The sequence below is a fragment of the Salinivibrio sp. HTSP genome (assembly GCF_003390965.1).
Classification (GTDB): Bacteria; Pseudomonadota; Gammaproteobacteria; order Enterobacterales; family Vibrionaceae; genus Salinivibrio; species Salinivibrio kushneri.
Window position 1 is genome coordinate 1 of the sequence record NZ_PXUD01000031.1, and the last position, 14,843, is coordinate 14,843.

The 14,843-nt window shown below is 52.9% G+C and carries 15 protein-coding genes and 1 riboswitch; of the genes, 12 read left to right on the forward strand and 3 right to left on the reverse strand.

Annotated features, from left to right (window positions below):
- Window positions 1-304 precede the first annotated feature (304 nt).
- The 8 genes from crcB to C7A19_RS06560 all read left to right on the forward strand — a co-directional run bounded on the left by crcB (window position 305) and on the right by C7A19_RS06560 (window position 6,679).
- The gene (gene crcB, locus C7A19_RS06525) at window positions 305-685 is read left to right on the forward strand and encodes a fluoride efflux transporter CrcB (RefSeq protein WP_069586806.1); all 381 of its coding nucleotides are present in this window, start codon (window positions 305-307) and stop codon (window positions 683-685) included.
- 56 nt (window positions 686-741) lie between these two features.
- Window positions 742-841, forward strand: a riboswitch (TPP riboswitch).
- A gap of 93 nt (window positions 842-934) precedes the next feature.
- The gene (gene thiC / locus C7A19_RS06530; protein WP_116644488.1) at window positions 935-2,911 is read left to right on the forward strand and encodes a phosphomethylpyrimidine synthase ThiC; all 1,977 of its coding nucleotides are present in this window, start codon (window positions 935-937) and stop codon (window positions 2,909-2,911) included.
- On the forward strand, window positions 2,908-3,576 hold the full coding sequence (gene thiE / locus C7A19_RS06535) for a thiamine phosphate synthase (protein WP_116644489.1): 669 nt from the start codon (window positions 2,908-2,910) through the stop codon (window positions 3,574-3,576). The genes thiC and thiE overlap by 4 nt, the downstream gene beginning before the upstream one ends.
- The gene (locus tag C7A19_RS06540) at window positions 3,560-4,327 is read left to right on the forward strand and encodes a HesA/MoeB/ThiF family protein (protein ID WP_116644490.1); all 768 of its coding nucleotides are present in this window, start codon (window positions 3,560-3,562) and stop codon (window positions 4,325-4,327) included. Before thiE ends, C7A19_RS06540 begins: the two co-directional genes overlap by 17 nt.
- Window positions 4,311-4,508 (forward strand): sulfur carrier protein ThiS, encoded by a 198-nt coding sequence (gene thiS, locus C7A19_RS06545; protein WP_077461846.1) that lies wholly within the window; start codon window positions 4,311-4,313, stop codon window positions 4,506-4,508. The genes C7A19_RS06540 and thiS overlap by 17 nt, the downstream gene beginning before the upstream one ends.
- 2 nt (window positions 4,509-4,510) lie before the next feature.
- A complete protein-coding gene (locus C7A19_RS06550; RefSeq protein ID WP_077669675.1) occupies window positions 4,511-5,284 on the forward strand; it encodes a thiazole synthase in 774 nt (257 codons plus the stop codon).
- On the forward strand, window positions 5,284-6,435 hold the full coding sequence (gene thiH, locus C7A19_RS06555; RefSeq protein ID WP_116644491.1) for a 2-iminoacetate synthase ThiH: 1,152 nt from the start codon (window positions 5,284-5,286) through the stop codon (window positions 6,433-6,435). The genes C7A19_RS06550 and thiH overlap by 1 nt, the downstream gene beginning before the upstream one ends.
- A 13-nt stretch (window positions 6,436-6,448) precedes the next feature.
- The gene (locus tag C7A19_RS06560) at window positions 6,449-6,679 is read left to right on the forward strand and encodes a glutaredoxin family protein (RefSeq protein ID WP_069361819.1); all 231 of its coding nucleotides are present in this window, start codon (window positions 6,449-6,451) and stop codon (window positions 6,677-6,679) included.
- A 54-nt stretch (window positions 6,680-6,733) separates the two neighbouring features.
- Here C7A19_RS06560 and C7A19_RS06565 read toward each other — a convergent pair whose 3' ends face one another.
- Both C7A19_RS06565 and C7A19_RS06570 read right to left on the reverse strand, forming a co-directional pair.
- The gene (locus C7A19_RS06565) at window positions 6,734-8,521 is read right to left on the reverse strand and encodes an aminopeptidase P family protein (RefSeq protein WP_116644492.1); all 1,788 of its coding nucleotides are present in this window, start codon (window positions 8,519-8,521) and stop codon (window positions 6,734-6,736) included.
- 62 nt (window positions 8,522-8,583) lie between these two features.
- Window positions 8,584-9,564, reverse strand: a complete 981-nt coding sequence (locus C7A19_RS06570; RefSeq protein WP_116644493.1) for a LysR family transcriptional regulator — start codon at window positions 9,562-9,564, stop codon at window positions 8,584-8,586.
- A 98-nt stretch (window positions 9,565-9,662) separates the two neighbouring features.
- Here C7A19_RS06570 and C7A19_RS06575 point away from each other — a divergent pair, with 98 nt between their 5' ends.
- Window positions 9,663-10,868, forward strand: a complete 1,206-nt coding sequence (locus C7A19_RS06575; RefSeq protein ID WP_116644494.1) for a multidrug effflux MFS transporter — start codon at window positions 9,663-9,665, stop codon at window positions 10,866-10,868.
- A gap of 207 nt (window positions 10,869-11,075) precedes the next feature.
- Window positions 11,076-11,369, forward strand: a complete 294-nt coding sequence (locus tag C7A19_RS06580; protein ID WP_069361829.1) for a hypothetical protein — start codon at window positions 11,076-11,078, stop codon at window positions 11,367-11,369.
- A gap of 57 nt (window positions 11,370-11,426) precedes the next feature.
- Here C7A19_RS06580 and C7A19_RS06585 read toward each other — a convergent pair whose 3' ends face one another.
- Entirely contained in the window at window positions 11,427-12,332 is a 906-nt protein-coding gene (locus tag C7A19_RS06585) for a DMT family transporter (RefSeq protein ID WP_116644495.1), read from the reverse strand.
- Window positions 12,333-12,464: 132 nt separating this feature from the next.
- Between C7A19_RS06585 and rmuC the strand changes: the two genes are divergently transcribed.
- Together rmuC and ubiE are read left to right on the forward strand one after the other, a co-directional pair.
- Window positions 12,465-13,997, forward strand: coding sequence for a DNA recombination protein RmuC (gene rmuC, locus C7A19_RS06590; RefSeq protein WP_116644496.1), 1,533 nt, complete (start codon window positions 12,465-12,467; stop codon window positions 13,995-13,997).
- A 78-nt stretch (window positions 13,998-14,075) separates the two neighbouring features.
- On the forward strand, window positions 14,076-14,843 hold the full coding sequence (ubiE, locus tag C7A19_RS06595; RefSeq protein ID WP_116644497.1) for a bifunctional demethylmenaquinone methyltransferase/2-methoxy-6-polyprenyl-1,4-benzoquinol methylase UbiE: 768 nt from the start codon (window positions 14,076-14,078) through the stop codon (window positions 14,841-14,843).

The following is a 14,843-nucleotide window of genomic DNA, read 5'->3' on the forward strand; positions in this document are numbered from 1 at the left end:
TCTGTGAGAGGGATGAGGCGGCAACGCCTCACCCTACTCGATGTATGTGAATCATCAAGCTTCTCGTAATCCGATAAGATGAGAACATGCAAACGACAAAAAAGGCGTGTTGGGGGCTGGGACGCCAGCCCGGTCGAATCCCTCTACCCCTGCCAAACACCAAAGCATCGACATTGCCGGTGCTTTTTTTGTATGTGAATCATTAAGCTTCTAGCAACTCTGCCCCTCTTCCCTTTTTCTCCCTCCTGTTTCTTGTTCACATGTCGCGGTATGATGAGTTTTTACCAATCGAAAGGAGCACCCAGTGGTAAGCATATTGTGGGTAGGGCTTGGCGGCGCATTAGGGGCGTCCTCGCGTTTTTTAGTTTCAGAGTGGAGCGTCGCGGTGTTTGGTCGAGGATTCCCGTACGGCACCCTAATGGTTAATGTGCTGGGCTCATTAGCAATGGGCGTCTTTTTAGCGGCGATGAGCCAAGAGCTGATTGCCCCAGTGCCTTGGCGTCAACTGATTGCGATTGGCTTTTTGGGCGCGTTTACCACCTTCTCGACCTTTTCAGTGGATACCTTGCTTCTTTTTCAACATGGTGAGACGGTGAAAGCCTTGTTAAACGTGGGTCTCAACCTAGCGTTATGCTTGGGAGCGGCTGCGATGGGCGCTTGGCTGCTAGGACGTATTACTGGGTAGGTAAAAACATGCTATTACGTCGCTTGTTGTTGCGGCGGTGATTTCTTATACTGGCGTTGAACTTGTCGGAGTGCCAATTGGCTGAGACCACGTTAAGTGGGATCCGTTGAACCTGATCTGGTTAGGACCAGCGAAGGGAACAAGAGATGCATCAGATCACAGACCGTACGCGTCTGCCAGTTTGCTCACATCTCAATTCAGCGTTTTCCGGCAAGCATTAATTCCCATAATGAACACCGGAGTAATGCTATGTCGACCCGTAAACAGGCCCGTCTTGAGGCCAAATCTTTTATCGATTCCCTCTCTGCGCAAACCTACCCCAACTCGGAGAAAGTTTATGTCGAGGGCTCGCGACCTGATATTCGTGTAGGGATGCGCGAGATCCATCTGTCTCCGACCTTTGTGGGCGGGAGTAAAGACAATCCGCAGTACGAGGACAATGAATCCATTCGGGTTTATGACACATCAGGGCCTTATACCGACCCACAGAGTGCTATCGATATTTACCAAGGCTTAGCGCCAGTGCGCAAAGCCTGGATTGATGAGCGTGCCGATACAGAGTTTCTTGATGCAGTGAGCTCAGACTATGCGCAGACCCGCCTCAGTGATGAAACCTTGGATGATCTTCGCTTTGGCGCCTTACCGCCTATCCGTCGGGCGAAACCTCATCAATGTGTGACCCAGCTTCACTACGCACGCCAAGGCATTATCACCCCAGAGATGGAATTTATCGCCATCCGGGAAAATATGGGTCGCCAGCAGTATCGTGAAGAGCAACTAAACCGCCAGCACCCAGGGGAAAGCTTTGGCGCGCATTTACCCTCAAACATCACCCCCGAATTTGTGCGCCAAGAAGTTGCTGAAGGGCGTGCGATTATTCCTGCCAACATTAACCACCCAGAAGCGGAGCCGATGATCATTGGGCGTAACTTTCTAGTGAAAGTGAATGCCAATATTGGTAACTCGGCGGTGAGCTCCTCCATTGAAGAAGAAACCGAAAAGTTGGTGTGGGCGACCCGTTGGGGAGCGGATACGGTGATGGATTTATCGACCGGACGCAATATCCACGAAACTCGCGAGTGGATTTTACGTAATAGCCCAGTCCCGATTGGCACCGTACCTATGTATCAGGCGCTTGAGAAAGTGAATGGCGTTGCCGAAGACCTGACCTGGGAAGTGATGCGCGATACCTTGATAGAGCAAGCCGAGCAAGGGGTCGACTACTTTACCATTCACGCCGGGGTGCGTTTGCACTATGTGCCCATGACTGCCAATCGCGTGACTGGGATTGTCTCGCGTGGCGGTTCGATTATCGCCAAATGGTGCTTGGCGCATCATCAAGAAAGCTTCCTCTATACCCATTTTCGCGAAATCTGCGAGATTTGTGCTGCCTATGATGTATCGCTGTCGTTAGGCGATGGATTGCGCCCAGGCTCAGTGGCTGACGCGAACGACGAAGCCCAGTTCAGTGAGCTACGTACCCTGGGCGAGCTAACCAAGGTGGCATGGGAATACGATGTACAGGTGATGATTGAAGGCCCCGGCCATGTGCCCATGCACATGATCAAAGAGAATATGGACGAGCAGCTCACCCATTGCCACGAAGCGCCTTTTTATACCTTAGGCCCGCTGACCACCGATATTGCGCCTGGCTATGACCACATTACCTCCGGGATTGGTGCGGCGATGATTGGCTGGTTTGGGTGTGCGATGCTTTGCTATGTCACGCCCAAAGAGCATCTGGGCCTGCCCAATAAAGAGGATGTTAAAACGGGCATGATCACCTACAAGCTTTGCGCACACGCTGCCGACTTAGCCAAAGGACACCCGGGTGCGCAAGTGCGGGATAACGCCATTTCCAAAGCGCGCTTTGAATTCCGCTGGGAAGATCAGTTCAACCTTGCTTTAGATCCGGTGACGGCACGTGCCTATCACGACGAAACGCTCCCTCAAGAGTCGGGCAAGGTCGCACACTTTTGCTCTATGTGTGGGCCAAAATTCTGCTCCATGAAAATCAGCCAAGAAGTCCGAGATTATGCCAAAGAAAATGGCTATGCCGCCGCGGGCGAAGCGATTGATGTCACTATGCTGGAAGACCCGTTAGCAGGCATGCAGCAAAAATCGCAAGAATTCCGAGAAAAGGGCAGTGAGCTCTACCTGCAAAAATCTCATCATTCTTCACCACAAGGCGCTGAGGTAAGCGACAGCGATAAGGTGGAATCATGAGCCTAACCCCATTTGCGCCTATGCCTGAAGGTATAGGCCCATTATATCCTGTGGTGGACGATGTGGATTTGCTCGAACGCTTGCTTTGTTTGGGGGTGAAAACCGTGCAACTGCGTGTGAAGCAGCCAGCGCATCCACAATTGTTAGATTGGGTACAGCGCGCGGTGGCATTGGGCCGCGCGCACCATGCGCAGGTGTTTATCAACGATCACTGGCAGCTCGCGCTTGAGGCTGGCGCCTATGGCGTTCATCTGGGACAGCAAGACTTACAAGAGGCGGATCTTGACCGGCTCGCACGACAAGGCGTGCGCCTTGGCGTATCGACGCGCAGTCCAGAGCAGCTCGCTGCAGCGATTGCGCTCTCGCCCAGTTATCTTGCCATCGGCCATATTTTTCCCACTACCACCAAACAGCTCGCCGAGCCGCCGCAAGGCATTTCTGCGTTAGCGCAGCAGGTGGCGACTGTGGATTGCCGCTTCCCGACGGTGGCGATTGGCGGTATTGATCTCAACCGAGCCCCTGACGTTTGGCGCACTGGCGTGGACGCCATTGCGGTGGTCCGCGCCGTGACGCAAGCGCCTGATTTAGCGGCGCGCATTGACGCATTTGACCGCTGTCTTAATCCATCAAGACAACAAGGAGGGCGTGATGCTATCGGACAGTGAATACCTGCGTTATAGCCGGCAAATCATGCTGCCAGAAGTTGGAGAGTGCGGGCAGCAGGCACTGAGCAAGGCGCGCGTGTTGATCGTCGGTGCCGGTGGGCTTGGAACCACCGCGGGCCTCTATCTTGCAGGCGCTGGCGTGGGTCAGTTAGCGATTGCTGACTCGGACCACATTGAGCTATCTAACTTGGCGCGTCAGGTGGCGTATCGGGAGGCGCAAATCGGCACCGATAAAGCCGCAGCGCTAGCCGCTAACTTGGTCGCGCTGAATCCACATTGCCAGTGCCGAGCCATCAATGCCTATCTCGAGGGTGAACGTCTGGCGCTTGAAGTGGCGATGGCGGATGTGGTTCTCGATTGCAGTGATAATCTCGCCACTCGCCATGCGGTTAACCAAGCCTGTGTAGAGGCTGGCACGCCGTTGGTGAGCGCGGCCGCGATTGGCTGGCAAGGCCAGTTATTGGTTTATCAACCGCATAGCGCATGTTATGCGTGCGCCTTTGCGGACGTGACGCCCTCTGAACCCACGCGCTGTGCTGAGGCTGGGGTAATGGGACCTGTGGTCGGCATGATGGCCACCGCGCAAGCGCTGGAAGGGATAAAATTATTATTAGGGCAGGCGGTCGGTACCAATCGCTTGTCACAACTGGATGGTCAAACCATGACATGGCAGCACTTTTCGCTGCCTGTTCATCCGCTCTGTGCGGTTTGTCAGCCAACGCGGGAGGTAAGTGATGCAGTTAACCATTAATGACACGCCTACAGAGGTCAATGCCACGACCGTCGCGCAATTGATTGAGGAGATGAAGGTGCCGGCTGAATCAGTCGCGGTCGCGCTAAATCAGACCATTATTGCGCGCGATGCTTGGTCATCCACGTCACTTGCCGCTGGCGATAGCTTGGCGGTCTTTCAAGCGATTGCCGGAGGATAATTATGTTAACCATTGCGGATACGACGTTTTCATCTCGGCTGTTAACCGGCACGGGCAAGTTTGCCAGTCGCAAGATCATGGCCGAATCACTGGCGGCCAGTGGTACTGAGCTGGTCACCATGGCGCTAAGGCGAGTCGATGTGCATGCCACACAAGACGATATTTTAACCCCGCTGCGTGAGCTCGGTGTGCGCCTGCTGCCCAATACCTCGGGGGCGAAAAATGCGCAAGAAGCGATGTTTGCCGCGCGTCTTGCTCGAGAAGCATTAGGAACACATTGGGTAAAGCTGGAAATTCACCCCGACCCTAAGTATCTGATGCCTGATCCGATTGAAACCCTTCAAGCGGCGAAAACGCTTGTGGATGAGGGGTTTGTGGTGCTGCCATATTGTCATGCCGATCCTGTGCTGTGTAAGCGTTTGGAAGAGGTGGGATGTGCGGCGGTGATGCCCCTTGGCTCACCGATTGGCTCCAACCAAGGGCTGGCCTCAATGGCGTTTCTCGACATCATTATCGAGCAAGCTCGCGTGCCGGTGATCATTGATGCCGGCATTGGTGCACCGTCAGATGCGGCGTTAGCGATGGAGCGCGGTGCCGATGCAGTATTGGTCAATACCGCTATTGCCACGGCTGGCGATCCGATTGCTATGGGCGCAGCGTTTAAACAAGCGGTTGAAGCAGGACGCTGCGCGTATCGCGCTGGACTGGCGGGCACACACAATCACGCCCACGCGTCTAGCCCCTTAACCGCGTTTCTTGACGCTAAGGAGGCGTGATGAGTTTTTCTGAGCGGTGGGCAGCACTCGATTGGGATCATCATCGCCTTTCGATTTACAGCAAAACGCGCCAAGATGTCGAGCGGGCGCTGGCTAAATCCTCGCGCAATGTGGACGACTTCGCTGCCCTGATCAGTCCTGCCGCTGAAGCCTACCTTGAGGCCATGGCTCAGCAATCTGCGGCGCTGACGCGGCAGCGGTTTGGCTATACCATGGGGTTCTATATTCCGCTGTATCTCTCCAATTTGTGCGCCAACGTGTGTACCTATTGCGGTTTTTCGATGGAGAACCGGATCAAACGGCGCACGTTGGATGAAGCTGAGATCGCCGCCGAGTGTGAAGCGATCAAAAAAATGGGCTTTGACAGTGTGCTCTTGGTGACCGGAGAGCATGAAACCAAGGTAGGGCTCGAGTATTTTCTCCGCGCCTTACCGGTGGTGAAGCAATACTTTCATCATGTGGCGATGGAGGTGCAGCCGCTAGATACCGACGCATATCGCGCCTTGGTGGCAAAGGGGGTGGATGCGGTGATGGTGTATCAAGAAACCTACCACGCGCCAACCTATGGGGAACACCACAAGCGTGGCAATAAAACCGACTTTCACTACCGACTGCAAACCCCAGATAGGTTGGCACAAGCAGGGGTCGATAAGATTGGTCTCGGCGCCTTGATTGGCCTTGAGGACTGGCGCACCGACAGCTTTTTTACCGCCCAGCATCTCGATTATCTGGAAAAGCAATACTGGCAAAGCCGCTATTCGCTATCTTTTCCGCGCTTACGTCCTTGCGCGGGGGCGTTACAGCCGAAATCGGTGATGACGGACAAGCAGCTGGTTCAGCTGATTTGTGCCTATCGGTTGTGGAATCCGCAGGTGGAGCTGTCGCTGTCGACACGAGAGTCACCCCACTTTCGCGACAATGTGTTGCCCCTTGGGGTCACGAGCCTTTCCGCGGCGTCAAAAACCCAACCGGGCGGCTATGCGAACCCTGAGCCACAATTAGAGCAGTTTGCCATCAGTGATGAACGTAGCGCGGCAGAGGTGGCCGCCAGCGTCCGTGCCCTCGGTTTTGAGGTGGTATGGAAAGATTGGGATAACATCTACGATGTGGCGCGTCAGGCGCAAATGGCTTCACAAACGGCAGTGGGTTAGCGACAATGCGGGCATGAAACGTATTACTGTATATGTAGGTCCGCGCTGTCCTCACTGTGAGGCGGCCAAAGCTTACTTGGATAAAAAAGGGCTGCGTTATCGTGTTGTCGATACGGCCACGCCCAAAGGCAAGAAGCTGCTGGCGGCAACTGGCTCGCGGGGTGTCCCGGTGATTTGCATTGGCGATACCACCTTGCGCGGCTTTTCGCCCAAAGCGGTCGAGAAAGCCCTGAAAGGGGAATAAAAAAAGCGTCCAATCGGACGCTTTTTGTTTTTTTATACTTAGTGAAGAGGCGACTTAACCACTTAACGGCGCGGTCGCTTGTTTTAACCAAGCTTGGTCTTGATCATCGAGGTGGGGGCTGATTTCATCCCACACGGTTTGATGATAGCGATTCCACCACTGGATTTCCGCCTCGCTAAGTAAGCTCACATCGACCAAACGACGATCGATCGGTGCACGCGTGAGTGAGGCAAATCCGAGCATCGTCATGTCGCCCTCGGTGGGCTTTTCTTCAATCAACTCGAGGTTTTCAATCCGGATCCCAAACGCCTCGGCGCGATAGTAGCCCGGCTCGTTTGACACCACCATGCCCGGCAATAGCGCGACGCTATTGGGCGCTTTGGAAATGCGCTGCGGACCCTCGTGTACGTCCAAGAAATGCCCGACACCGTGACCGGTGCCATGGTCAAAATCATAGCCGTGTTGCCACAAATACTGGCGTGCTAAGGCATCAAGCTGGCTGCCTGAGGTACCTTTCGGGAACCGCGCGGTGGCCAGCGCAATATGTCCTTTCAGCACCAGCGTGAAGGCCTTTTTGATCTCAGCGCTGCATTCGCCCACCGGCACGGTACGGGTAATGTCCGTGGTGCCGTCATAGTATTGGCCGCCAGAGTCGACCAAGTAGACGTTGTTGCTCTCAATCACGCTCGGTTTGGGCTGATTGTTGTGGTTGTAGTGGCACATAGCGGCGTTGCCACCGGCGGCGGAAATGGTATCAAAGCTTAAGTCGACCAGTTGATCGTCTTGTTGGCGGAATTGATACAAGGTGTCTGCGAGCACCGCTTCGTCAGGGCGTTCACCGGCGTCGACTTGACGGTCAAACCACGCCAAGAAGCGGGTCACGGCAACACCATCGCGCACGTGACAGGCACGCATACCGGCGATTTCTTGCGGGTTCTTGGCCGCTTTTTCAAGCGCACATGGGTCTTGCGCTTCCACCACGGTGACTTGCGCTTGTTGGAGGGTGTCCAGTGTCCAGGCATTGGCACCGTTTGGGTCGACCAATACACGTTGACCCGTCAGCGCTTGCAGGGCATCAACCAGGCTGTCTGGGTGCGCAACGTTCACGCCTTGGCCCACGTGTGCATCAAAGCCTTCGGGCAGACGCGCGGGGTCGATAAATACGGTGACGTCACCGGATTGCTTGATAATCGCTTGGGTCAGCACCACGGGTAAACGTGGGATATCGCGACCACGGATATTGAGCAGCCAACAGACGGCATCGGGTTGAGTGAGTACCGCGGCATCAAGATTCTGATCAGCCAGCTGCTGGCCAATGGTTTGCCGCTTATCCAAGCTGGCGCGGCCGGTTTTCTCTTCACCCAGTAAAATGGCAGGGCTATTAAGCGGGGCGGGGCGATCGTCCCACAAGCTTTCAATCGGGTTTTGCTCAACGCTCACCAGTGTCAAAGCCCCATCCAGCGCACGTTGGGTGCGTTTGTACCAAGCAGCGCTATGCATGCGAGCGTCGATAGCCAGCTTGGCACCCTTGGGTAATTGTTGCTGTGCCCATTGCACCGGTGGCTCATCAATCAGATGGCAGTAGTCAAACAGGCCGGCGGGGACTTGCTTACGGACTTGAACCACATAGCGGCCATCAACAAAAATCGCCGCCTTGTCGCGGGTGATCACCGCGGCCCCTGCGGAGCCGGTAAAGCCGGTTGCCCAATGCAGGCGCTCATTGTGCTCAGGCACGTATTCGCCGAGGTATTCGTCTTCGTGGGGGATGAGTAAGGCGTCATAGTCGTGTTGAGCCAGCCAGTGTCTTAGCTGCTCAATACGCTTGGTAAGGGTCGCGTCCATTATTCTTCCTTCTTTAAATTGGGTGAACTTGCCATGTTCGGCCTCGCGTAAAAACCCGTGGATTAGACCCTAGCGCGATGGGCGATAGGTTGCAATTTTGCCGGGCTAAACTGCTGACAGCGCGAAATAATCAAGGCTTTCAGCCATTGGTGCCCCGGGTCATTTTCTTGATTTTGATGCCAAAACAAGGTGTACGCCATTGGCGGGATTGGCGTCGGTAACGGCCGCACCACCAAATTGAGCGACGCGGCAATATAATGCGCAAACTGGCTTGGTGAGGTAAACACCAGGTCGGTATAGGTACACAGGCTCGCCGCACTGTTGAAATCTGGCACGTACATGGCAATGTCACGCTCAATATTACGCTCTGCCAGTTTATAGTCCAACAGCCAGCGGTCATTCCCGTCACACTTCACCTGTACATGTCGCAGTCCAAGGTAACGCGCTTCATCCCATGGGCCCTTGAGCGCTGGGTGATCAGCGCGCATCAACACACACTGGTGATCTTGGCAAAGCTCTTGGTAGCGCACACCCTTGGGCGGCATCATGGTCAACATGGCATCGGCGGGATTTAAATCTTTACCGGTAATACCAAAATCGATATTGCCGCGGGCGAGGCCATCAAAGGTAGTTTGATCCCAAGCGGCGGTATTGAGGGTGATCGATGGGGCGGCCTCTAACATATCGCCAATAAATTGGGGCAGCAGTAATGGGTAGGCGCTCTCGACGAGGGCAAAGCGAAAACAGCGATCACTTAAGTGTGGCTGAAAATGGTCAGGTTCGGTCATCGCCGCGATATCATTGAGCAAAGCGCGTAATTTAGGTTGTAAGGTTTGTGCACGAACCGTGGGTTTGAGCCCGTGGGCTGCTCGAGTAAAAAGTGGATCGTTAAATTGCGCTCTGAGTCGGGCTAAGTTTTTACTCACTGCCGATTGGCTGAGATGCAGGCGTTTTGCCGTGCCCGTGACATTGCACTCTTCTAAAAGTACATGCAAACACACCAATAAATTGAGGTCGGTGCGCTGCAGCTGGTCCAAATCCATTGCTGGTATTCTCCTTGGGAATAACTGCTTTTACTATAAACCATTATGGTTCATACCCTGAAGCCACTATACTACGTGCTTGTATAGAGGAGTAACCCATGTCACACACTGACTCACCGACATCAAATCGCTTACTGGTCGCCTTAATGGTGTTACTGGTGCTGTTTAGCCCGATGGCGATTGATATTTACCTGCCTGCATTACCGTATATGGCAGGTGACTTTAATGTGAGCCCAACCTTGGCGCAAGATACCGTCACTTGGTTTATGTTTAGTTTGGGTTTGGGCCAGCTGTTTGCGGGGCCATTGGCTGACCGCTTTGGCCGTAAGCCTGTCGCGATCATTGGTATTTCACTATACGGTCTTAGCTCGCTGATGGCGTGGCTCGCGACCTCGATGGATATGATGCTGGTGGCGCGTTTGCTGCAAGGGTTTGGCGCGTGTGCGACTACCGTGTGTGCGTTTGCGGCAGTGCGTGACCGCTTTGGTGCTGAGCGCAGCGGCCATATGATTAGCTATCTCAATGGTGCGATTTGCTTTGTGCCCGCCTTGGCGCCGCTACTGGGTAGCTGGCTGACTCAAATGTTTGATTGGCGCGCTAACTTCACCTTTATGCTCGGTTATGCGGCATTGGGCTTGGTCTTGGTCAGCGTATTTTTGCCCGAGACACGCCCTGCGCACACGGACACCTCGGGCCGCCTATTCAGCTTACGTCGGTATTGGCAGGTGCTACGCGTGCCGACATTTACCTATCACATCATTCTTTGCATGCTGGCGATGGCGGTGATCTTAGCCTATGTCACCTCCGCGCCCGTATTGCTGATGGATAGGTATGGTATTTCCATGAACAGCTTTACTTTTTGGTTCGGTGCCAACGCGGCATTAAACATTGCCGCCGCGATGTTAGCGCCGCGCTATATGCAAAAATTTGGCAGCCGCCGCGCGCTCAATATTGGCTTGATGATGCTGGTCGGCTCAGGCGGGCTGATGCTGGCATTAAGCCCCATCGCTGCCCCCTGGGCCTTTATGTTACCCATTTTTACCTCGTCATTCGGCTTTGCTTGGGTGTTGGGCGCGTCAGCGGGCGCGGCATTAGCCCCGTTTTCTGATCGTGCCGGCACAGCGGCAGCCTTGTTGGGATTGTTCCAAATGAGTGGCGCAGGTCTGCTGGTTAGCCTGACTCAGCGTTTAGGTTTATCCGCCAGTGATTTAATGACCGTGCATATGTGGTTGCTGCTACCTGGCTTAATTATTTTGTGGTCACCGAAAGGTAAGCAATGGCATGCGAAAGCAGTAAGAGATTAAATAATCAGTAAAAAAAAGCGTTCAGTTGGCAAAATATAATAAGACGTGCAAAACGCTGGGGTCTCGACAACCCATCATCCCTTTTCGCTGGCTTCGGCCAGCGTTTTTTTATTTTGCTAATAACCCCAAATTGAGAGTATATTTACTAAGCAAACCAAATTAATGCTCATTCCTTATCGTTTTATATCCAAAGGTCAGTTATACACTATGTCATTATCGACAATCGAAATGGCGCGCGTCCTTGAGCAACTTGAGGAATCGCCCGAGAAAATCATGTTTGGCAAATTGCTGGCAGAATTAGGCAGTCAAAGTGAAGAGCGTGTACGTAGCGCCGCCCATCAGGTGCCACTGAAATATTTACGCGAACTGGTTTATCAATTTAATCAGGTGATAGATGAGCGTCGATCTGAGCGTATTGAAGAAATCACCCAAGGCTTGGCGCAAGATGGTTTATCTGCTGACGAGCTTTATGAGTATGTAATCCAACGCAAGATGGGCTGATCGCCGCCCATCCTCAAAGGAATAAACAAGACTGAGCGGCGTGTGGCGCTAGGATCGTTAGGTACTCGCCGCGGGTTGTTTGCTATTTTTGGGTTTGCGTTGCTGAATCAGTAGGCCCACGACAATAAAGCTAAGACCGATCAGGGTGCTGATATGAATCGTCTCGCCGATAATGGTGGCCAGTAACACCAAGGAGATAAAAGGCGAGATAAAAATCAGATTGCTGATCCGTGAGGCATTCTGAGTATATTTCATTGCGCTCAACCACAGCATAAAGGTTACCCCCATTTCAAAAAGCCCCACATAGCTCACCGCGAGCCAGCCTTGCCAGGGGATCCCTGTCCATGATGCTGTCATTCCGGCTAACAATAAGGACACCGGTAGCGACAGCATAAAACTTAACAGAATGCCGAGCACCGGGTCGGCAGGATTTTTAGTATTCAGTACCCAAAAACCTGCCCACAATAGGGTGGAGAGCAACGCAAGCCCAATGCCTAGCGGGCTGTCGAATTGTAACGAGAGCAATTGGCCTTTGGTTGCTATGACCACCACACCAAAATAGCCCAACGCCGCCGCAATCCAATCTTGACGACGAATAGTATGGCCGAGAAACACCGCTGCCATTAAGGTCAAAGTAATGGCCCAGCTGTAATTTAATGGTTGGGCCAAAGAGGCGGGAAGAAGATCATAGGCTTTGAAAAGGACCAAATAATAAATTAAGGGATTAATCATCCCTAGCAGGCAATAATAGCCAGGTCGACGACGAAACGTCGGCCACAGTGCCGATAGCTTGCCTTGCACGGCGGCAATAGCGGCGAGTACGACGACCGATACCACGCTGGCGGCGGCCAGCATTTGAATCGGGGTCATGTAGCTTAAGGTGATTTTGAACGCGGTCGCGACTGTTGACCACAACAGCACGGCAGATAATCCAAATATCAGTGCTTTACGTTCATTGTGCATACTGCCTCCCTGCAAAGATGCCTTCGATTCCAGGCAGTCTACGGTATTCGTACGCACCGAGATAGACTGGACATCTATCCAGTATCCCATTAGCCTTGCTGACATCAGTGACCGTACAATAGAGAACCCATTATGCTTGATGGTCTGTCATTATCCACCTTGTCTATCCTGACGTTTTGTTTCGGCGTTATCAGTGCCTCAGGGCTGAGCTATTGGCTGCATCGACGCGTAGTCACCCAATATCAACAGTGGTTTGACACGCAATATGCCCAACAGCAGGCGACCGCTGACATGCAGCAACAACAGCTTCGTCAGCAACTGGAACAACAACAACAAGAGTTGGATAGCTTGGATGTTGAGCGCGATCGTCTGACGCAAGAGCTACGCCAGTATTACGGCAAATTAACTTCTGCCAGTGAGAAGCTACGTCAACTGGAGCAATTACGCCAAGACAATCAAGCGCTGTCAGACAAACTGGATGCGGTACGTGAGGATAAATCAGAACTGTTGGCAGAGTTGCGAGAAGTTAAAGCCAGCGCCGAGCAGCAGTTAAACGCGGCGAAGGAAAAACACGCACTGCTAGAAAACGCGGAGGAGCGATTACGCACCCAGTTTGAGCAACTTGCCAATCAAGTATTTGAGCAAAAAGTCCACTCGGTCGATGAGCAAAATAAAATGAGCTTAGAAAGCCTGCTTGGACCGCTTAAATCGCAGTTGGAAGGATTTAAGAAGCAGGTGACCGATAGCTTTGGCGAGCAAGCCAAAGAGCGGCATACCCTGATTCATGAAATCAAAAATCTACAACAATTAAACGCGGACATGACCCGTGAGGCCCATAACCTGACTCAGGCGCTAAAAGGCGATAATAAGCAACAAGGTAATTGGGGCGAAGTGGTCCTCGCGCGCATTTTAGAAGAGTCTGGCTTGCGAGAGGGGCGCGAGTACCAAACCCAAGTGAGCTTTGAGAACGAGCAAGGTAAGCGTTATCAGCCCGATGTGGTGGTGAAATTACCCCAAGAAAAAGACGTGGTAATAGATGCCAAAATGGCCCTCGTCGCCTATGAGCGTTACTACAACGCAGAGACCTTGGCTGAGCAAGATGCGGCGCTAAAAGAGCATGTCCAGGCCATTCGCCAGCATATCCGCGGGCTGGGGCGCAAAGATTATCATCAGCTTCATGGCGTGCGTTCGCTGGATTACGTACTGATGTTTATTCCAGTGGAGCCGGCTTTCCAAGTCGCGGTTGAGGCTGATGCCCGCCTGATCCGTGAGGCGATGGACAATAATATTATGCTGGTCAGTCCTACCACTTTGCTGGTGGCACTGCGTACCATCAATAATTTATGGCGTTATGAATACCAAAACCAAAATGCCAAACAAATCGCAGAGAAAGCGAGCAAGCTCTATGACAAGGTGCGCTTATTTGTTGGTGATATGGAAGCGCTCGGCAATGCGCTGGGTAAAGCCAGTGACAGCTATCAAGGGGCGATGAACAAACTCAGCCATGGCCGCGGTAATATTATTCGCCAAGCGGAAGGGTTTAAAGCGCTGGGGGTGGAGGTGAAACGGGATATCAGCCCGTCGCTCGCCAGTGTCGCTACCGAGCCGGCGGCCGATGAACCTCTCAACCTGACTCAGGCCGAACGGGACGCCAACCAGCAATAATCATAATAAACTTGGCCGCACGCTTGGAGTCGGGATGGGCGATAAAGTAAACTGGAGCCAATATGTTAGGGGAATACAATGACAGATAAAAACGCGCACCAGGATCAAGAGACCATCGACTTTGGCTACCAGCAAGTCAAACGCCAAGAAAAAGAAAGCCTCGTGGCCAATGTGTTTCACTCGGTGGCGGCGAAGTACGATCTGATGAATGATGTGATGTCGATGGGCATTCACCGGATCTGGAAACGCTTTACCATTGATTGCAGTGGTGTTCGTCCTGGGCAAAAAGTGCTCGACTTAGCCGGTGGTACTGGTGACCTTACGGCAAAATTTTCTCGCCTTGTTGGTGAACGCGGTGAAGTGGTGCTCGCCGACATTAATAACTCAATGCTTAAGGTGGGCCGCGACAAACTGCGCGACAAAGGCATTGTTGGTAATGTTAGTTACGTGCAAGCCAACGCCGAGGCACTGCCTTTCCCTGATGACCATTTCGATTGCATCACTATCGCGTTTGGTCTGCGCAACGTCACCGATAAAGATGCTGCTTTACGCTCAATGTTTCGTGTCCTCAAGCCTGGTGGGCGTTTGCTGGTGCTGGAGTTTTCCAAACCGGTTGCCGATCCGTTATCAAAAGTCTACGACGCCTACTCTTTCCATGTGTTACCGAAAATGGGGCAATTGATTGTTAACGATCCAGACAGCTACCGTTATTTGGCCGAATCGATTCGCATGCATCCTGATCAAGAAACTTTAAAAGGAATGATGGAGCAAGCCGGTTTTGAACAAGCCAGCTACTACAATCTTACGGGTGGCATTGTAGCGCTGCACCGTGGATATAAATTCTAA